This is a genomic window from Breznakibacter xylanolyticus (assembly GCF_003254275.1).
Classification (GTDB): Bacteria; Bacteroidota; Bacteroidia; order Bacteroidales; family Marinilabiliaceae; genus Breznakibacter; species Breznakibacter xylanolyticus.
In genome coordinates this window covers 41,837-61,582 of the sequence record NZ_QKZK01000012.1, presented here as the reverse complement: position 1 = coordinate 61,582, position 19,746 = coordinate 41,837, and the positions used below count along the sequence as shown (strand labels likewise).

16 protein-coding genes are annotated in these 19,746 nt (G+C 44.3%); 10 read left to right on the top strand and 6 right to left on the bottom strand.

Annotated elements, in window-relative coordinates:
* The first annotated feature begins 18 nt into the window (after positions 1–18).
* The 5 genes from LX69_RS08750 to LX69_RS08730 all read left to right on the top strand — a co-directional run bounded on the left by LX69_RS08750 (position 19) and on the right by LX69_RS08730 (position 5,554).
* Positions 19–588 (top strand): SiaB family protein kinase, encoded by a 570-nt coding sequence (locus LX69_RS08750; protein WP_111445553.1) that lies wholly within the window; start codon positions 19–21, stop codon positions 586–588.
* Positions 589–601: 13 nt separating this feature from the next.
* The gene (locus tag LX69_RS08745; protein WP_111445551.1) at positions 602–982 is read left to right on the top strand and encodes a DUF1987 domain-containing protein; all 381 of its coding nucleotides are present in this window, start codon (positions 602–604) and stop codon (positions 980–982) included.
* Between the two features lie 50 nt (positions 983–1,032).
* Positions 1,033–4,101, top strand: a complete 3,069-nt coding sequence (locus LX69_RS08740; protein WP_170124307.1) for an ATP-binding cassette domain-containing protein — start codon at positions 1,033–1,035, stop codon at positions 4,099–4,101.
* A gap of 38 nt (positions 4,102–4,139) precedes the next feature.
* On the top strand, positions 4,140–5,051 hold the full coding sequence (locus LX69_RS08735; RefSeq protein ID WP_111445549.1) for a hypothetical protein: 912 nt from the start codon (positions 4,140–4,142) through the stop codon (positions 5,049–5,051).
* A gap of 62 nt (positions 5,052–5,113) precedes the next feature.
* A complete protein-coding gene (locus LX69_RS08730; RefSeq protein ID WP_111445694.1) occupies positions 5,114–5,554 on the top strand; it encodes a hypothetical protein in 441 nt (146 codons plus the stop codon).
* Between the two features lie 98 nt (positions 5,555–5,652).
* Here the strand turns inward: LX69_RS08730 and recJ are convergent, their stop codons facing one another.
* The 3 genes from recJ to lipA form a co-directional block, all read right to left on the bottom strand.
* Positions 5,653–7,365, bottom strand: a complete 1,713-nt coding sequence (recJ, locus tag LX69_RS08725; RefSeq protein WP_111445547.1) for a single-stranded-DNA-specific exonuclease RecJ — start codon at positions 7,363–7,365, stop codon at positions 5,653–5,655.
* Between the two features lie 122 nt (positions 7,366–7,487).
* Positions 7,488–8,189: a lipoyl(octanoyl) transferase LipB gene (lipB, locus tag LX69_RS08720; protein ID WP_245934980.1), complete on the bottom strand. Its 702-nt coding sequence runs from the start codon at positions 8,187–8,189 to the stop codon at positions 7,488–7,490.
* Between the two features lie 12 nt (positions 8,190–8,201).
* Complete coding sequence (lipA, locus tag LX69_RS08715) at positions 8,202–9,083, bottom strand: lipoyl synthase (protein ID WP_111445546.1); 882 nt, start codon at positions 9,081–9,083, stop codon at positions 8,202–8,204.
* Positions 9,084–9,270: 187 nt separating this feature from the next.
* On the opposite strand from lipA, the gene LX69_RS08710 reads away from it, so the two are divergent.
* The 3 genes from LX69_RS08710 to LX69_RS08700 all read left to right on the top strand — a co-directional run bounded on the left by LX69_RS08710 (position 9,271) and on the right by LX69_RS08700 (position 11,452).
* Positions 9,271–10,092 (top strand): 2,3,4,5-tetrahydropyridine-2,6-dicarboxylate N-succinyltransferase, encoded by an 822-nt coding sequence (locus LX69_RS08710; protein WP_111445544.1) that lies wholly within the window; start codon positions 9,271–9,273, stop codon positions 10,090–10,092.
* Positions 10,093–10,448: 356 nt separating this feature from the next.
* Positions 10,449–11,012, top strand: coding sequence for an L-threonylcarbamoyladenylate synthase (locus LX69_RS08705; RefSeq protein ID WP_111445543.1), 564 nt, complete (start codon positions 10,449–10,451; stop codon positions 11,010–11,012).
* Positions 11,013–11,026: 14 nt separating this feature from the next.
* Positions 11,027–11,452: an acyl-CoA thioesterase gene (locus tag LX69_RS08700; protein WP_111445541.1), complete on the top strand. Its 426-nt coding sequence runs from the start codon at positions 11,027–11,029 to the stop codon at positions 11,450–11,452.
* On the opposite strand, the gene LX69_RS08695 is transcribed toward LX69_RS08700, so the two are convergent.
* The 3 genes from LX69_RS08695 to LX69_RS08685 form a co-directional block, all read right to left on the bottom strand.
* A complete protein-coding gene (locus LX69_RS08695; RefSeq protein WP_111445539.1) occupies positions 11,449–12,471 on the bottom strand; it encodes a glycosyltransferase family 9 protein in 1,023 nt (340 codons plus the stop codon). The two genes, LX69_RS08700 and LX69_RS08695, sit on opposite strands and share 4 nt — an antisense overlap.
* Before the next feature lie 115 nt (positions 12,472–12,586).
* On the bottom strand, positions 12,587–13,525 hold the full coding sequence (gene ribF / locus LX69_RS08690; RefSeq protein WP_245934979.1) for a riboflavin biosynthesis protein RibF: 939 nt from the start codon (positions 13,523–13,525) through the stop codon (positions 12,587–12,589).
* 164 nt (positions 13,526–13,689) lie between these two features.
* Complete coding sequence (locus tag LX69_RS08685) at positions 13,690–14,472, bottom strand: GIN domain-containing protein (protein ID WP_111445537.1); 783 nt, start codon at positions 14,470–14,472, stop codon at positions 13,690–13,692.
* Positions 14,473–14,732: 260 nt separating this feature from the next.
* Between LX69_RS08685 and metH the strand changes: the two genes are divergently transcribed.
* Positions 14,733–18,470, top strand: a complete 3,738-nt coding sequence (gene metH, locus LX69_RS08680) for a methionine synthase (RefSeq protein ID WP_111445534.1) — start codon at positions 14,733–14,735, stop codon at positions 18,468–18,470.
* Between the two features lie 290 nt (positions 18,471–18,760).
* Positions 18,761–19,714 carry a methylenetetrahydrofolate reductase gene (locus LX69_RS08675; protein WP_111445532.1) on the top strand — a complete coding sequence of 318 codons (954 nt, stop codon included), beginning with the start codon at positions 18,761–18,763 and terminating at the stop codon, positions 19,712–19,714.
* Positions 19,715–19,746 lie beyond the last annotated feature (32 nt).

Genomic DNA, 19,746 nt, shown 5'->3' with positions numbered 1-19,746 from the left:
AAATCAAAGAAAAAAATCATGAACAGCGTAAAAGAAAACCAAAGTTTTCTGGATTTTGCTTACCAGCTTTACAAAACCATGAAAACAAACGAAATCAGTCTGGTTTATGAAGGTGAAGTCACACAAGAAATCACCAAAACATTTACCTCACTGACAGAAAAAAGCTTAACCAAAAGCGCAGAATCGAATCAGGTTCAACGTAAAGTATTTAATGTCATGGTTGAATGCTTGCAAAACATTAGCAAACATGCTGACACGTTGAGCGAGGATGATGAAGAACGACGTGGCATTGTGATGGTCAGCAAAGGTGAAGAAAGTTATAACATCATTACAGGAAACATCATTAAAAATGATAAAGTAGCCGAATTACAAAGCACCCTTGAAACGGTCAACGGTCTCGACAAAGAAGGACTGTCGGAATTGTACAAAAAACAAATTAAAGAAGGGCGTATTTCCGACAAAGGAGGAGCAGGCCTGGGATTAATTGACATTGCTAAAAAAACAGGAAGCAAACTGACCTATCAATTTAAAACACTGAATGAAGACCGTTCATTCTTTATCTTAACTTCAACCATTAAACGTAACTAATTAAAAAACAGATATGGAAGTCATCAACATTAAAGGGACAGAAGATACGCCAAATGTGGTTCTTGACAAAGCTAATGGAACTTTTGAAATTTCCGGACGCTCTCTGCCTGAGGACGTCAACCATTTTTATGAACCCATCTTAAACTGGATTGACCAATACGCATCGGATGCCAATGCTGAAACGATTTTCAACTTCAAGCTGGAATACTTCAATACGGCTTCGTCTAAAGTTATTTTAGATATTTTACTTAAATTTGAAGAAATCTTCGAATCGGGGAAATCTGTTAAAATTAAATGGCACTACCACGAAGAAGAAGAAGACATGCTTGAAGCTGGTGAAGAGTACGCTGATATTGTTGAAATACCGTTTGAATACATCCTTTTGCCTGATTAAGTAAAAGAATACCTGCTATTATACAACCCTACTTTGTTGACCATTAAACCATGAGTGAAGAAATTCTAAAGGCGCTAATGCAATTGTTTGGCCTCATTGCCAAACAAGATGGTGGCGCCGGTTCCAATGAAGCTGAATATGTCAAGAATTTCCTTGAAGAGCAACTGAATGCCGAAGCTGTTGAGGAGTATTTTGCGTTTTTCTTAGAACATGCAACCGATGAAAAGGCTGCAAAATCGGAAGAAGAAGGAAAAGTGCAACTCACTTCGGTGAAGGACTCGGTGCGAATTCTTGGAATTTGCAAAAAAATCAACAAGCAGCTGAATCGCGAACAGAAGGTGGTTGTGCTGGTTAGATTATATGAATTGGTGAATGCTGATCGCAAATTCACCGACCAGCGCATGGCCATCATCAATACCGTTGCTGAAGTTTTCAAGTTCAGTAAAGAGGAGTTTACACTTATTGAATCGTTTGTCCTTCACAACGATTTATCGAAACTTGACTTTGAAGACATTCTGATTGTTAATGATCAAGAAAAAATTGGAGAAAAGCATCGACACATCTTATCAGGAACACTAGATGGCAGTGTAATTATTTTAAGAGTCAAAAGCTCGGATCTCTATTTCTTGAGATACACCGGGACGCAAGACCTACTACTTAACGGTCTGTTAATTAACAGTAAACGAATATATCTATTTGCCAAGGGTAGTTTTATCAGGCTCCCCATCGGCAAACCGGTTTATTATACCGATGTGGTGTCACATTTCATGTCCGATACCATAGCGGAAAAAATTTCCTATGTTGTAGACAATGTCGGTTATCGCTTTAAAACAGGGGGAATTGGTTTACGTAACATCAACATAACAGAAGAGCAAGGCAAGCTCATCGGAATTATGGGCGCCAGTGGTGCCGGTAAAACCACGTTGCTCAATGTATTGTGTGGCATTGAAACCCCCACCGAAGGACATGTACTAATTAACGGTCGCGATCTACACCATCAAAAAGAAGAATTAGAAGGTATCATTGGATACATCCCACAAGATGATTTGCTCATTGAAGAGCTAACTGTATTTGAAAACCTCTACTACAACGCAAAATTATGCTTCAAAAACAAGACTGAAGAAGAAATCAATCAGGTTGTTGAAGAAACATTAAAAAGTTTGGGGCTTTTTGAGAGAAAAGATCTCAAAGTTGGCTCACCACTAAACAAAATGATATCAGGAGGTCAGCGAAAACGTTTGAACATTGCCCTCGAATTAATTCGTCAACCTGGAATTCTTTTTGTAGATGAACCCACCTCCGGATTATCATCACGTGATTCGGAAAACGTGATGAATCTCCTGCAAGAACTTACGTTGAAGGGGAAATTAATATTTGTAGTGATACACCAACCATCATCAGACATTTACAAGATGTTTGACAAGATGTTTATTCTTGACACTGGTGGATACCCTGTATATTACGGGAATCCGGGTGAATCGCTCATCTATTTTAAACGACTTGATTTACAGGTCAACAGTGACATCGGAGAATGTCCTACATGTGGAAACCTTAATCCTGAAATGATTTTCAACATCATTGACGCAAATGTCATTGATGAATATGGTAATTACACAAATAAACGAAAAAAATCGCCTGAAGAATGGCACAGTCTATATAAGGAAAACATTGTTTTACCTACCTCGTCCGATGTTAAAACGGCGCCACCTAAAACGTTAGATATCCCCGGCTGGTTCAAACAATTTTGGATTTATACATTAAGGGATTTCTTTGCAAAAATTAGCAATACGCAATATATCCTCCTTAACCTCTTGGAAGGTCCTCTGCTTGGGTTTATCTTGGCATATCTGATTCGATATATTGTAGATCCCAACTCTGATATTTACATTTTCCGCGACAATGAGAATATTCCTCCCTATATCTTTATGGGGATAGTTGTAGCATTGTTCTTTGGCCTAATTATCAGCGCTGAAGAAATTTTTAAAGACGCTAAAATACTAAAACGAGAGGCATTTCTCAATTTAAGCAGATCGAGTTATCTGGCATCAAAAATCCTCATCATATTTACCATCTCTGCCATTCAAATGGGATTATTTGTATTGGTAGGGAATAGTGTAATTGGATTTAAGGGTATGAACTTTGAATTCTGGTTTGCGCTCTTTTCGCTTTCTGCATTTGCAAATGTCTTGGGATTGATTATCTCTGCATCATTTAACTCAATCATTACTATTTATATTCTTATCCCGTTATTGCTAATCCCTCAAATGGTTTTAGGGGGAGCAATGTTCACCTTCGATAAACTCAATCGTGATCTAACCACTGCAGACAAAGTACCCTTGGTGGCTGAATTCATGCCTTCTCGTTGGATTTACGAGGGATTAGTGGTTCATCAATTTGTCAACAACAAATTCAAGAAGAATATTTTCGATGTTGAACTCAAAGAAAGCTACGCGGATTTTAGAGTAGCTTACATGATACCCGAACTGGAATCCATCCTTGAAGACTGTGAACGGTACCTAAAATCACCTGAGGCTGAAGATAAGAAGCAATTCCTATCTGATCTTGAACTTCTTAGTTACGAAATTGGTAAAGAATTAAGTCGTATCCCATCAGTTTCGTTCCCGGAGATTACCGAACTAACAGAAACAAGTTTTTCGAAAGAAATAGCCAGAGCCACACGAAATGCTCTTGAAAGTATTAAAGGGCATTATAATCATCAATTTTTTGAAGCAAATACCTATAAAGAAAAATGGCTCAACCACAATATTTCGAAAGACAGAGAAAATTTTGATGCAATCAAAAATGCCTATTTCAACGAAAGCATCTCGGATATTGTGAGGAAAGTATTTGAAAAAAATAAGATCCTGAGAGACGGGACACATTTGATACAAAACGTGGATCCAATCTATCAAATGCCACAACCAACATCTGCAATATCGTTCAGAACCCATTTTTTTGCCCCAAAAAAACACTTTGCCGGCACCTTCTATGACACTTTGTGGTTCAATATTTGCATAGTTTGGCTCATCACCATCGCTTTATATGCTGTTCTTTATTTCGATTTGTTAAAAAAAGGATTGGACAAGCTTAGCGACATAAAGTGGTTAAAATCAAAGTAAAATAGAAAATTCATACTAATCATTTAATCTCTATTATCATGCTCAGAAAAATTAGCACCGCTTTGTTTATACTGGCAGGATTTCAAGTATTTAATGCTTGCACCACCTGTCAAACACAAAAATCGAAAGATGAACTGACGCTCCCTGACTCATTGGTGAGCGATGCTCCTCTGAAATTATCGGAAGAATTGGTTGGTGACGTTGTTCAAAACATCTCATCTCCTGTTGAAATGGCCGCATTGATTAAATCAACCGGCGTAGAATTCTCTCAAAAAGTACTCAACAATCCCGATAAGGTTACCGATTACAATACCAGTTTCAAAAGAGCTTTAAACTTGGGTGTTTTTAGTGCTGATCTGGGTTACATCAACATCTTTGACAAAAACAACATTGTTGTTTCATACCTTTTGTCGATTAAAAATTTGGCTGAAGGAATAAAAGTCGGTCAATTTTTTGATTTCAACTCATTAAAACGACTGGCCACCAATAGCAACAACCTGGACTCCTTAATGGAAATTTCAGTATCGAGCTTCAACAAAATGGACAGTTACCTTCGTGAGCAAAACCGAAGCAACGTGAGTACTCTTATTATCACAGGAGCTTGGATTGAAGGACTTTACATTGCATCTAACGTAGTAGAACAAACCAACAACAAAGAATTGTCGGATCGTATCCTCGAACAAAAAGACATCCTAGACATCTTATTGATCATCTTAAACAACTATAACAAAGACGAAAACTTTGCCAATTTGGCAAGTCAGATTGAAAAACTGAAGGAAGCATATAGCAAAGTAAAAATTACGACAGAGGTTGGAGAACCTAAACGATTGGAAAAAGATGGTGTTTTGATTATTGTACAAAACGAAATCAGTCATATTGAAGCTTCTCCTGAAACAATGAAGGCAATCATGCAGGAAATTAAAAACATTCGTCAATCTATCATTGAATAAGTTTGGCCTGCTATTTGCTTCTAAAAACCTAAACAAATCAAATGATCACTAAAAAGAACACCATGAAAAGGGTTATAATCAGTTTGATGATCTTACTTTCACTGGGGAGCTTAACGGCTAATGCCCAATGTGGAGAAGATGTACTCAAAAAGGCATTGAACGAAATGGGCAACGGCCAATACATTAAAGACTTTAATATTGATATTAAAAGTGACACGAAAGAGGTTAAATTTTCAATCATCCTCAACAGCCGTAGCCAATACAATTTCAACATTGTAAATGGAAGCGGCAACGGCGAAAATATCGTCATGGAACTCTTAGATGCTGGCAATGTATTATTTAGCACCGCCGACGGGGGGAAATATATCACGTCAGCAGGAATCATCATCGGGAAAACCAAAGTGTACACCTTGAAATTTTACACAAAAGGAGGAGGAGCCGGATGTGCACGTGCAGTACAATCGCTCGTTAAACAATTCACCGCAGAAGAAATGGGGAATTAATCCTTTCGAATTAAATAATTAGAGAAAGGCAACCTGATGATTCAGGTTGCCTTTCTCCATTGATGGGGATATCAATTAGTATAAAGTCATCAGCCTTTTTAAGGGAATTTCACATCACGCACCATCACCTGCAAAGATGTGATGCCATTAAAAATGTTCTCCTCAATGGAATAACAAACATGAAAGGCTTCCCCATTTTTAATTCGGGGCAAATGCTGCGACATTCCAAACGCAACACCTTGCTTAATGGCGGCCGAATGCTCTTCAATGAGTTCAAGTTTTAGGTGCTCTTTCTCCTTACCAACAGCTTTGCTAGTGCCGTAATCAAAAACATCATATGTGGCAAAAATGGACTTCATATTACCTGGCCCAAAGGGATGAAACTGTTTTAAAATTCGATAAAACTTATCATCAATATCGCGAAGATGCAACTCTGCATCAATTTCAATTTGGGGCACCAACAAATCGGGATGGATGGATTCTGAAACCACTCGCTCAAACTTTTCTATAAATGCGGGGACGTTTTGTGGTTTCAATGTTAATCCGGCAGCATACATATGCCCACCAAAATTCTCTAACAAATCGCTACATGCGTCAATGGCCTTATAAAGATCAAACCCCTCGACAGAACGAGCAGATCCGGTTGCTAAACCTTTTGATTCTGTTAAAATTACTGTTGGACGATAATAATGCTCTGTCAATCGGGAAGCCACAATGCCTACAACTCCTTTATGCCATTCAGGTTTAAACAGCACTGTGGTTTTGCGACTCAAAAGACTTTTATCAGAAGCAATGAGCTCTAATGCTTCCTGAGTGATATTTCGATCAAGATCTTTTCGAGTTTCGTTGCACACGTTTATGTCAATACTCATCATTTCGGCCAGCGACTCGTTTTCACTGACCAACAAATCAACGGCATCGCGTCCGGAGTCAATTCGCCCGGCAGCATTGATTCTCGGGCCGATTTTGAAGACAATGTCGCTGATATTCATTTCTCGCCCCTCCATTCCCGATATTTTGATGATGGAGGACAAACCGGTAGATGGTGACGCATTAAGCTTTTTAAGTCCGTAATGTGCCATCACCCTATTTTCACCGACAATAGGAACAATATCAGAAGCAATGCTCACTGCCACTAAATCGAGGAATTCAAAAAGTGGCTCTTCGGAGACCTGATTTTGACGACACCATGCCTGCATTAACTTAAAACCGACCCCACATCCGGACAGATTCTTATCGGGATAGGGGCAGTCAAGTCGTTTGGGATCGAGACAAGCAACGGCTTGAGGCAATTTATCACCAGGAGTATGATGGTCACAGATGATAAATTCAATCTTCTGACTACGCGCATACTCGACCTTTTCAACAGCCTTGATCCCACAATCGAGAGAAATGACTAAAGAACAACCGGTTTCGGCTGCATAATCAATACCTTTGATTGAAACGCCATACCCTTCTTCATATCGATTGGGAATGTAAAAATCGAGATTCGGATGATAATTCTTCAGGAACGAATAAACAAGAGCCACTGACGTGGTTCCATCCACATCATAATCTCCATAAATCAGAATCCGCTCATTATTTCGTATTGCCTCATCAATTCGGTCAATGGCCAGATTCATGTCCTTCATCAAAAAAGGATCATGCAAATCGGTCAATTGTGGTCGAAAAAAGGCTCGTGCTTCATTAAAATTGGTGACCCCACGCTGAACCAGCAGGTTGGCCAACACCGGGCTAATATTAAGCGACTCTGCCAACTCTCGTACGGTGGCTTCGTCCCCGGGTTGTTTAATGGTCCATCGTTTTTCCATTCAAAAAGGTCTTTATAAAGAAATTCTTGCTAAAATATCTCTTTTTTAGCAATGATAGTGGGCGATTGCCAAAATAGTTTTTAACAATTGCCTTTAAACAAAGGAAACGACCTGAGATATATTCACTTCCATAAAATATGGAACACTTCTTGAAAATGACGTCTCAAGGATTCTTTAACATTGGAAACATCCACATCAAATCCCAACTCCTTCTGAATGGAAGTAACTCCTTTATCCACAAATCCACAAGGATTGATAAAATTGAAATATTTCAAATCAGTATTGACATTGAGGGCAAAGCCGTGCATCGACACGAAACGACTGGCACGCACACCAATGGCACAAATCTTCCGCGTATGGCCAGGCTTGTCAACATCAAGCCAAACACCGGCAGCGCCATCGAGGCGTTTCCCATCAATGCCAAAATCGGCAACAGTGCGTATAATCACCTCTTCGAGGTTAAAAATGTACGATTTGAGCCCTAATCCCATTTGCTCGAGATCGAAAATGGGATAACCAACAATTTGCCCGGGACCATGATAGGTGATATCCCCTCCCCTGTCGATGCGAAAAAATGAAGCCTTGATTGATTTCAAGAAATCATCATCGACCAAAAGGTTGTTCTCTACCCCGCTTTTTCCCAAAGTATAGACATGGGGATGTTCCACAAAAAGAAGATGACCGGAATCCGTCATGAAGGGTTCAGAATGAGAACGCTGTAAACTCTTTTGGGATATTAATTCGTTGAACAAGCGTTCTTGATAATCCCAAACTGTTTGGTAATCACTCACTCCCAAATCTTCAAATTTAATTATAACAGACATATCAAAAGGCATTTAGGAGATAACACGTTTCACTTTTAAAGCATGAATATGTTCATCGGCATGATAAGACGAACGAACGAGCGGCCCACTTTCGACGAAGGCAAAACCTCGACTGAGCGCTTCTTCCTTTAAAGAATTAAATATTTCAGGTCTAACATACTCCACCACAGCAAGGTGATCTTTTGAAGGCTGCAGATATTGCCCGATAGTCATTACCTGCACCCCCACAGATCGGAGATCGTCCATGGTTTGCAACACCTCCTCGAATGTCTCGCCCAATCCCAACATGATTCCAGACTTGGTGACCATCCCGCTATCGGAAATGTACCGAAGCGTTTTAAGACTTAAATCATACTTGGCTTTCGACCGTATTTGAGGCGTCAACCGGCGAACGGTTTCCAGATTGTGGGAAATAACTTCAGGCTTGGCATCAATGACCTGTTGAATGAGGTGATGCAAACCGTTAAAATCGGGAATCAACACTTCCATGGTTATACCGGGATTCATCTCTTTAACCTGACGAATAGTGGCTGCCCACACAGATGCACCACCATCCTCCAAATCATCGCGATCGACCGAGGTGATGACGGCATGCTTTAACTTCATAATTTGGATGGAACGCGCTACTTTGAACGGTTCATTCATATCGACAGCCAATGGGCGACCTGAAGGCACATTACAGAACTTACAGGCACGGGTACAGATGTTCCCCAAAATCATGAATGTAGCCGTGCCCTTGCTCCAACATTCAGCGGCATTTGGACATTTGCCACTGGTGCATATCGTATGAAGATGATTATCTCTGATCGTTTTATGCATCCAACTGTAATCGGCAGTATTGGGCAGTTGTATTTTGAGCCAATCGGGTTTGGTTATACGTCTGTGAGGTTCCATATAAAATGAGATTAATAGCAACGGCCATAAAAGCCCCATCGCAACAAGTTAATAAAGGTGTCGATGAAATGACACAATCGTGTTATAAAAACAGCATCTGAAGGAAAAAAGTTCACCATCCGCCCCTTGTCAAACACTTGTGTTATCAAAAGCAATCAGCTACTTTTGGCAAAAAAATAACTGAACAATGATCGATCAACTGAAACCAATCATTGAGAGTGCTTGGAACGACCGGACTCTAATTGAAAAAAACGAAACCAAGGATGCCATCCGTCAGGTTTTAGAAATGTTAGACAAGGGGCAGATACGCGTAGCTGAACCAACGGGCATGGAGCAATGGCAAGTCAACGAGTGGGTTAAGAAAGCCGTATTGATGTATTTCCCCATTCAACAGATGCAAACCCATGAGGTTGGTATTTTTGAATTTCACGATAAAATTGCCCTAAAAACCAACTTCACGCAGCTGGGGGTACGGGTGGTTCCTCCTGCTGTGGCTCGTTATGGATCCTTCCTTGCTCCCGGAGTGATTATGATGCCATCGTACGTCAACATTGGCGCTTATGTGGACTCGGGGACAATGGTGGACACCTGGGCTACAGTTGGCAGCTGTGCCCAAATTGGCAAACACGTTCACCTGAGCGGAGGCGTTGGCATTGGGGGAGTTTTGGAACCGGTACAGGCCGCTCCGGTCATTATCGAAGACAATGCGTTTATTGGCTCTCGCTGCATTGTGGTAGAAGGATGCCACGTGGGCAAAGAAGCAGTTCTGGGCGCCAATGTGGTTCTCACCGCCTCGACAAAAATCATCGACGTATCGGGCAACGAACCCATTGAATACAAAAGTTATGTACCACCGCGTTCGGTTGTTATCCCGGGCACGTACACCAAAAAATTCCCTGCAGGTGAATACCAGGTACCTGCAGCACTGATTATTGGCAAACGAAAAGAATCAACAGACACCAAGACGTCGCTCAACGATGCATTGCGCGATTTCCATGTGGCCGTTTAAGAAACTCACAATTTCATCATCACACAACCCGAAAAGTACCGACAACGCTTTTCGGGTTGTTTATAAAATTCCCATAGAGCACACAATCCAGACACACCGACGATATAATGCTTCGGAGTTATCTGCATTTATGATTTAAACGCGATCTATTACTCATACCAAATCAGCGCCTTTGCACCTCAGCGTTTATTCCTACTCTGTGGAAAATAAAATGACATAATTGAATACCTTGAACATGTCAGCCAACATATAGCAAATTGCAACAAGACGAAACGAGCCTCGTCAAACACTCCGACATACAGGAGCATCATTGCCAATAAGTTCCATGTAGCCATTGAAAAACAAATTTAGAAAAAATGAAACAAGATATCGACAACGCACTGGACGTCTTACACAAAGGAGGAATCATCCTCTATCCTACCGATACCATTTGGGGGATAGGATGCGATGCCACCAATGGCGATGCAGTGAAACGCATTTACGACCTCAAACGTCGCATTGACAGCAAAAGCATGCTGATACTGCTCGACAACGCGGCACGTCTGGCTTCGTACGTCGACACCGTACCCGATGTCGCATACGACCTCATCGACCTGAGCGACAAACCAATGACCATCATTTATGACGGAGCCAAAAATTTGGCAAAAAAACTGATTGCCGAAGATGGCAGCGTTGGCATCCGCATCACCTCCGAGCCATTTTCAAAAACCTTGTGCCAGCGATTCAAAAAACCCATCGTTTCCACATCGGCAAATATTAGCGGTGAACCATCGCCGCGAAACTTTAGTGAGATATCGGAAATCATTAAAAAAGGCGTGGATTACGTGGTGATGCACCGCCAAAACGAAACAAAACAAGCAACCCCTTCGGGCATCATCAAATTGGGAGCCTCCGGTGAAGTGAAAATCATCAGACCCTAAAAAACATCATCGCCATGACCGACCAACCCATCCATTTTCCAATGAGCCTTCCGGTTCAGATTCGGTTCAACGACATCGACCCCTTTGGCCACGTTAACAATGCCACATATCAGGAATACTTCGACCTGGGACGCGTACAGTATTTCAAACAGATATTCGACGGGCAGTTATTTACCAAAGACACCGCACTTGTCATTGCATCCATCTACACTAATTTTGTGTCGCCGGTTCGGCTGAATGACATCATTGAAGTGCGCACTAAAATTGATGAAATAGGAAATAAAAGCCTTAAAATGCTACAACACGTGGTGGACAGCCATACAGGTGAACTGAAAGCCACCTGCCAGTCAACAATGGTGTGCTTCAGAACGAGCGACCATCAAACCATGCAGATTCCGGATGCCTGGCGCGAGAAATTTTTAACCTGCGAAAAAGGTTAACGCATCGTCGCCTTCATCTGCGCCACCACCAGCTCGGGACGGATATCCATCAGACACTTGCGCTTTTCGGCAATGCGGCAACGGGTACTGCCATCCTTGGTACAGGGGCGACATGGCAAATCAACCTCCATCACCTTAATTTGAGGTCCGGTGGGGAAACCAAATGCCGTTGGCCCAATAATCGCCATGCCGGGTTTACCAAACAAATCGGCAGCATGTAGAAATCCGGTGTCGCCACTAATGACATAATCGGAAAGATAAATGGCGGCAAAACTCTCCAACAACGAGGTCTTACCGGCCAGGTTAATCACCCGATTGGGTGCAACACCGGCAATATCGGCACAAAAATGGTCGTCGGGACCGCCCAACACCACAAAATACCGGTCAGATGATTGTGCCACCACGGCCTGCCAATAAGCTACCGGCCAGCGCTTCAACTCCCACGCAGCCGAGGGAACCAATGCCGTGAGTTGACGTCCCGGCTGATAATCCATCAACATCTTAACTTTTTCGAGCAATCCGGCATCAAAATGCCACGTCTTTGAGTTGATTGGAAACTGATGTATCCTCCACTTTTCGAGCGGCTTCTGAAACGATTTAAAAGCCCGAAAAGGCTTGGGAAAACGATTGATGCCAAACGAAAAAAGCATCATCCGTTTCACCCGATGTTTATGACGCGTCACCAACAAGGGACTCCCAAAGCCGAACAAGGCACTTAACGGGCAAATCACCAACTTATAAATCGAAGAACGAATATTACTGTGCGCATCGTACACATGGGTAAAACCCTGACGGCGTAACTCAAAAGCCAGATTCAACAGACCTTTCAATCCGGACTTTCGGTCAAGCTCCCAAATGCGGGTGATATTGGGATCGATACGTAACAAGGGCGCCATATCACGGCGTGCCACCCAATGAAGTTCATCGTGAGGAAACTTCTGTCGGATGCCAGATGTGACTGACATACATTGAATAATGTCGCCAATGGAACTAAAACGAATAATCAGGATTTTTGCCATGATGAATGATTTTTTATTAGCGATGGGATACCCCCCCGCCATCACTGTTCCTGTCGTAAGCATACAGGTTGCGCATCGCATTGCCCAGTGTCATAAACAGACATGCCTAAGACAACTACTCATAACCGGCCAACAACTCCCGAGCTACTTTTTCGTCCTCTGAAAGCTGTGCCTTAAGCGCACCTAAACCGGCAAACTGCACTTCGTTACGAATTCGGTAAATGAATTCAACCACAATTTCTTCGGAATATATATCGCCGGAAAAATCGAACAGATGCACTTCGATGGTTTTAACAGCCACGGCTGATTGAAGCGTGGGACGAAACCCAATGTTCATCATCCCGCCATAATGTCTGCCCATCACCATGACGCGACAAGCATACACCCCCACAGCAGGAATTAACTTCAATGGATCCTCCACCTCAATATTGGCTGTCGGATATTGTATGGTTCGACCCATCCGATTTCCGCCCACCACTCGCCCGGTAAGACGATAAGGATAAGTCAGCAGCCGGGCTGCATCTTCCACATTTCCTTTGTTGAGCAAATTACGAATCGCTGTCGAACTGGCTTTCAAATCGCAAAACGACACAGCTCCCACTCTGGTCACTCCAAAACCCATCTCCTGACCCATGCCTTCGTAATCGGGCAACACGGCACGCGAATCACTCCCAAAACGATGGTTGAAGCCAACAACCACGTGCACCATCCCAATGTGGCCAACCAATACCTGATGCGTAAACTGCCGGGCTGTCAAGGCTGCCAAATCGAGTGTAAAAGGAATAATTACCAAATGGTCAATTTCGAGCTCACTAAACAAACGTGTTTTTTCCTCCAGCGAAGTCAGGAAACGCAACGACTCGGGGTCATTATTGAGCACAATGCGCGGATGGGGCCAAAAGGTAAGCACTACCGATTCGCCATCGCGCTCACGAGCACAGCTCACCAATTGTTGCAACAACTGACGATGCCCCATGTGTAGCCCGTCGAACATCCCAATGGTCACCACTGGCCGATGGGCTTTAAAATCGCTGAGTCCTGAATGAATCTTCACGTTGTGTCTGTTCTTAAGGCGTCAAAATTAATAATTAATCGTCAAGCAGGGCGCTTTCCCAACAAACAAGGCAAACCACAACTTCAAAAAAACACAACACCCGATGAATCATTTATGGTTCATCGGGTGCCGTATCACTAATATTTTGAAAAACCTGACAGCGATCAGTTGCTCTCAATCATCTTAGCCGAATTGTGCAAATTGGCGGTTATCGTTGGGCTCCCTTTATAATAAAGATAAGCACCCTGTGCTGCATCCACATCCAATTTATTAGCAACCGAAAGTTCGGCCGTACAAGCACCGGTTTGAACCACCTTGGCATTGGTCGATTTCAAATCATAACACTTCACAGCACCTTTCCCTTCCATGGTCAAGGTATGGGTTTGGGCGTTGGTGCCTGTGAGAACCACATTGCCATCGCCCTTCACATAAGAAGTGATGTTGGTAAAAACACCACCAATGGCCACGCTACTTTTCCCATAAACTTTAAGATCCAGGTTGGCAGTTGTCATATTCTTAACACTTAACCGGCCGGTGCCATTGATGGTCACAGAAATGTTTTGCCCTGTCATTTCATCGGCACTCACAATGCCGGAACCCAACAAATCAATGGTATTCAACGAAGGTGATGTAATTAAAACGCGAATCAAATTTTTAGAGGTCAACACAACGCCCGACTTAGCCTTCACAGACATTTGATTCCCATTGACGGAAGTCTCGATGTAATCAGCCAGATTCTCATCGCAGGTTATTTTCACCGAAGGCGTACTACCCTTGAGATACATCACCGTGATGTCGCCGGTGGTTTCAACTTTTGAAAAAGTCTCAGAGTCACGTGTCACGGTTGTTAAAACGCCATTTCCGGTCACAGTCTGTTGTCCGGCTTCCGAATCACATGCAGTCAACAAGGCCAGCATCAGGCCGGCCACCCATAATATTTTCTTCATAAATCTCAGGAGATGTACAATTTGCCACAAATCTAAAAAGTTTATCGAAAACAAAAAATTATTCTTTGACGAACGGAAAAAAACGACCGGCAACGATAATTGAAATAGAATCAGCTCATTTGCGGAAATGACAGGGGGGTTGTATCTTTGCAATGCTTATAAAACTAAGGGCTGTCGCAACAGCTTCCGGAACCTTCAACATCAAAATAACGAAGGGGACTATTAGTTTTAAGCCGACAAAACCATACAAACATCAAAGAATGAACCGGAACGAACAACTCTATACCGCCCTGCGCGAGCGGGTGCTTTTGCTCGATGGCGCCATGGGCAGCATGATTCAACGATATAAACTACAAGAAGAGGATTTCAGAGGCGACATCCTAAAAAATCATGCTCACCCCATGCAGGGCAACAACGACATCCTGGTACTCACACGCCCCGATGTGATTGAAGCCATCCATCGTCAATATCTGGAGGCCGGTTCGGACATCATCGAAACAAACACATTCAACGCCACCTCCATTTCTCAGGCCGACTACCACTGTGAACACCTGGTGTATGACATCAATTACCGCGGAGCCCTTCTCGCACGCAAGGTGGCCGATGAAATGAGCACCCCCGACCGCGTTCGTTTTGTGGCCGGCGCCCTGGGGCCCACCAACAAAACGGCCTCGCTGAGTCCCGACGTGAACCAGCCGGCTTTTAGAGCCGTCAGTTTTGATGACCTCCGTAACTGCTATCGCGAGCAAGTCAAAGGGCTACTCGATGGTGGTGTGGACATTCTGCTGGTCGAAACCATCTTCGACACCCTCAATGCCAAAGCAGCCCTGGTGGCCATTAACGAAGAACTTAAAAGCCGCGGCATTGCCAAATTCCCCCTCATGGTATCGGCAACCGTTGCCGACAAAAGCGGCCGAACCCTTTCGGGACAAACCATTGAAGCCTTCTTAAACTCGGTTTCACACATCGACCTGCTGTCAGTGGGTCTGAACTGCTCATTTGGCGCCACCGACCTGCGCACCTACATTGAAGAAATGGGCGAAAAATCACCATTTTTCATCAGTGCCTATCCCAACGCCGGATTGCCCAACCAGTTTGGCGAATACGATGAGACCCCCGAAGAGATGACCCGTCAAATCAGAGAATATCTCTCCGGCGGGCTGGTGAACATTTTGGGAGGCTGCTGTGGCACCACTCCCGACCACATCCGGGCTTTTGCCAAAATTATTCACGAAGCAAAAATACACCACCCTCGACCCCTCGACCACACCACCCGACTGAGCGGCTTGGAACCATTTACTTTCACGCCCGAAATCAACTTTGTGAACGTGGGCGAACGCACCAACGTGGCCGGCAGCAAGAAATTTGCCCGTCTTATCAAAGAAGAGAAATACGAAGAGGCGCTGTCGGTGGCTCGTGACATGGTCGAAGGCGGCGCGCAAATCATTGACGTGAACATGGACGATGCCATGCTCGATGCCAAAAAAGAAATGGTGACGTTCCTCAACATGATGGCTTCCGACCCCGAGATATCACGCCTGCCGGTGATGATCGACAGTTCCAAATGGGAAGTGCTCGAGGCCGGCCTCAAATGTGTGCAGGGCAAGGCCATCGTCAACTCTATCAGCCTCAAGGAAGGCGAAGAAGAATTCATTGCCCATGCCCAAAAAATTAAGCAATATGGCGCAGCAGTGGTGGTGATGGCTTTCGACGAAAAGGGGCAGGCCGACAATCTGGAACGACGCAAAGAAATCTGCTCGCGGGCTTACAAACTACTCACTGAAACAGTACAATTCCCGGCCGAAGACATCATCTTCGACCCCAACATTCTGGCCATTGCCACGGGCATCGAAGAGCACAATAATTATGGCGTTGACTTTATCAAATCGGTAAAATGGATAAAGGAGAACCTGCCATACACCCGTGTGAGCGGCGGGGTCAGTAACCTGTCGTTCTCGTTCCGCGGCAACGACGTGGTGCGCGAAGCCATGCACTCGGTGTTCCTTTACTACGCCATCAAAGAAGGCATGGACATGGGCATTGTGAATCCCGGCATGTTGCAGATTTATGATGAGATACCCAAAGACCTGCTCGAACTGGTGGAAGATGTGGTTCTCAACCGACGCCCCGATGCCACCGAACGGCTGATTGAATTTGCCGAGAAAATTAAAGACCAGAAACTGGCCGGCAAAGACGACGACAAGCTCAAATGGCGTGAGCTGCCTCTGCAGGAACGCCTCAACCACTCGTTGGTAAAGGGCATTGCTGACTTTTTAGAAGAAGATTTGGCCGAAGCTCGCACCAAATACCCCTTCTCGCTCGACATCATTGAAGGCCCCTTGATGGATGGCATGAACATCGTGGGCGATTTATTTGGCGCCGGCAAAATGTTCCTCCCCCAAGTGGTGAAAACGGCCCGCGTGATGAAAAAAGCGGTGGCCTATCTGCAGCCCTTCATCGAAGCCGAAAAAGCGGCCAGTGGCAACACTTCAACGTCGGCCGGCAAAATTATCATGGCCACCGTGAAAGGTGATGTACACGACATTGGCAAAAACATTGTGGGCGTCATCCTGGCATGCAACAACTACGAAATCATCGACCTGGGCGTGATGGTGCCTTGCGACAAAATTTTGGATGCCGCCATCGAACACAATGCCGACATCATCGGCCTCAGTGGTCTCATCACCCCATCTCTCGAAGAAATGGTGCATGTGGCCAAAGAGATGCAACGTCGAGGCATGTCCATGCCCCTGATGATTGGCGGTGCCACCACCTCCAAAATCCACACGGCCGTCAAAATTGAGCCCAACTATGCACACCCCGTGGTGTACGTCAAAGATGCTTCAAAAAGCGTGCAAGTGGTCAGCGCCTTGCTTTCGAAAGACAAAGAAACCTTCATTGCCGAAACGCGTGCCGAATATGAAGCATTGCGTGAACAAAACAACCGAAAAACCAACATCCGCCTGGTTTCACTGGCCGAAGCTCGCCAAAAGAAATTTCAAATTGACTGGAATCAAGTCGATTTCGATTTACCCGAATTTGCGGGCGTGCATACCCTGACAGATTACCCCATTGCCGAAATCAGAAAATACATCGACTGGCGTTTCTTTTTCCACGCATGGCGCCTGCAAGGCAATTTTGACGGGGTAGATAAAGTAACCGACGAGGCTTCGAAAAAGGTCTGGCTGGAAGGTTACGAAGAAGGCGACGAACGCATCAAGGCCCTCGAAGCCCTGAATGTGTACCGCGATGCCCAACAAATGCTCGACCGTATTATATCGGATAAGATGCTGCAAGCCAACGCCGTGTTTGGCATCTTCCCAGCCAACAGCGTCGATGATGACGACATTGAGGTGTACGAAGACGAATCGCGTACCAAGGTTCTCACCCGTTTCTGCCACATTCGCGAACAACAGGAAAAGGCCGGCAAAACCAACTATTTCTGCCTAAGCGACTTTGTGGCTCCAAAATCGAGTGGCAAATTCGATCACATTGGGGGCTTTGCCGTTACCACCGGCATCGGCATCGAGAAATGGATTGAAAAGTTCGAAAAAGATCACGACGACTATAAGAGCATCCTGCTCAAAGCTGTTGCCGACCGACTGGCCGAAGCCTTTGCCGAGCTGCTGCATCACCGCGTGCGAACTCAGTTTTGGGGCTATGCCGCCAACGAAAGTCTCTCCATGGACGAAATTGTGCGCGAACGATACCAAGGCATACGCCCCGCACTGGGATATCCTGCCTGCCCCGATCACTCCGAAAAACGCAAACTGTTTGACCTGATGAAAGTGGAAGAAAAATCCGGAATCACCCTCACCGAACACTTCAGCATGTACCCCACGGCGGCCGTGAGTGGCATTTATCTGGCTCATCCCGAAGCGGTTTACTTTGGCGTAGGCAAAATTGGTGCCGACCAGGTAGAAGATCTTGCCCGGCGCAAAGGCGTCAGCCCGGAAGAAACCGAAAAATGGATTCCACTCAACTTAGCCTATAAATAACTACAAGGCACAACTCACTGTTGTTTAGTTCATTCAAATAAAAGACATGAAGATTATTAGACTGAAGACAGATAGATTAGACTAAAGAGATAAAAAAACAGATCAAAAAAGTCTTGCATCATCTCATTTCTGTCTCATCGTTTTGACATCTTCATATCTAAAAGAAACAACACTGTTATTAAGCTGATTGGTAAAGCATCGAATGTTTTTTTGAGCTGCCGGATATCACGAATGGCCATTCGTGATATCTTGCAGCTCATTTTTTATGTCATCAAAAAAACAGAAAAACAATGACAGTAGCCCAGCTAATCAACCACACGAAAAGCACAGCCTTCTCATTCGAGCTGTTGCCTCCCCTCAAAGGGAATTCCATCGACCGGGTGTTCAACACCATTGATGCGCTGATTGAATTCAACCCGTTGTTCATCAACATCACTTCGCACCGTTCCGAAGAAACCTTTGTCAGTGTTGGCAACGGCCTTTACGAACGCAAAATTGAACGCAAGCGGCCGGGAACCGTGGCCATGGCCGCAACCATCATGCAAAAATACAACGTGAAGGTGGTGCCTCACATCATTTGCAGCGGCTTTACCCGTACTCAAACCCAACAAGCTCTGATAGAACTCAACAATTTGGGCATACACGACATCCTGGTGCTGAGGGGAGACAAAGGGGGGATGGACAAATTTTACAAACCTGCCGAGGGTGGCAATGCCAATGCCATTGATTTGGCTCATCAGGTAACCGACCTCAATGCCGGCAAGTTCATCGACGGCAGCATGGGCAATCCACTCGATACCCCGTTTGCCTTTGGAGTGGCCGGATATCCCGAAAAACACGATGAGGCTCCCAACCTTGATGCAGACTTTTACTGGCTCAAGAAAAAAGTAGAAGCCGGCGCCGAATACATTGTTACACAAATGTTTTTCGACAATCAAAAATATTTCGATTTTGTCAACCGATGTCGCGCCGAAGGCATCACCATCCCTATCATTCCGGGTTTAAAACCGATCACCTTTATGAATCAGGCCACGGTTCTTCCCAAAATATTCCATGTGGACATACCCGAAGATTTTGCAAAGGAAATGCGCAAATGCAAAACCGACGAAGCAGTGACTCGTGTTGGCATTGATTGGTGCACCATGCAAGCCAAAGACCTGATTAAAAATGGCGTCCCAATTGTGCATTTCTACACGCTCATGGCAACCCAAAGCGTCCGCGAAGTGGCCAAAGCGGTGTATTAAAAACAATCAGATAAAACATCTTTAAAAGCTCC

Coding starts and splice junctions, on each gene's coding strand:
- lipA (WP_111445546.1), bottom strand. CDS start 9,083: ATGGAACCTCACAGACGTATAACCAAACCCGATTGGCTCAAAATACAA.
- LX69_RS08705 (WP_111445543.1), top strand. CDS start 10,449: ATGAAACAAGATATCGACAACGCACTGGACGTCTTACACAAAGGAGGA.
- LX69_RS08735 (WP_111445549.1), top strand. CDS start 4,140: ATGCTCAGAAAAATTAGCACCGCTTTGTTTATACTGGCAGGATTTCAA.
- LX69_RS08740 (WP_170124307.1), top strand. CDS start 1,033: ATGAGTGAAGAAATTCTAAAGGCGCTAATGCAATTGTTTGGCCTCATT.
- LX69_RS08710 (WP_111445544.1), top strand. CDS start 9,271: ATGATCGATCAACTGAAACCAATCATTGAGAGTGCTTGGAACGACCGG.
- LX69_RS08695 (WP_111445539.1), bottom strand. CDS start 12,471: ATGGCAAAAATCCTGATTATTCGTTTTAGTTCCATTGGCGACATTATT.
- LX69_RS08750 (WP_111445553.1), top strand. CDS start 19: ATGAACAGCGTAAAAGAAAACCAAAGTTTTCTGGATTTTGCTTACCAG.
- LX69_RS08685 (WP_111445537.1), bottom strand. CDS start 14,472: ATGAAGAAAATATTATGGGTGGCCGGCCTGATGCTGGCCTTGTTGACT.
- recJ (WP_111445547.1), bottom strand. CDS start 7,365: ATGGAAAAACGATGGACCATTAAACAACCCGGGGACGAAGCCACCGTA.
- lipB (WP_245934980.1), bottom strand. CDS start 8,189: ATGTCTGTTATAATTAAATTTGAAGATTTGGGAGTGAGTGATTACCAA.
- LX69_RS08745 (WP_111445551.1), top strand. CDS start 602: ATGGAAGTCATCAACATTAAAGGGACAGAAGATACGCCAAATGTGGTT.
- metH (WP_111445534.1), top strand. CDS start 14,733: ATGAACCGGAACGAACAACTCTATACCGCCCTGCGCGAGCGGGTGCTT.
- LX69_RS08730 (WP_111445694.1), top strand. CDS start 5,114: ATGAAAAGGGTTATAATCAGTTTGATGATCTTACTTTCACTGGGGAGC.
- LX69_RS08700 (WP_111445541.1), top strand. CDS start 11,027: ATGACCGACCAACCCATCCATTTTCCAATGAGCCTTCCGGTTCAGATT.
- LX69_RS08675 (WP_111445532.1), top strand. CDS start 18,761: ATGACAGTAGCCCAGCTAATCAACCACACGAAAAGCACAGCCTTCTCA.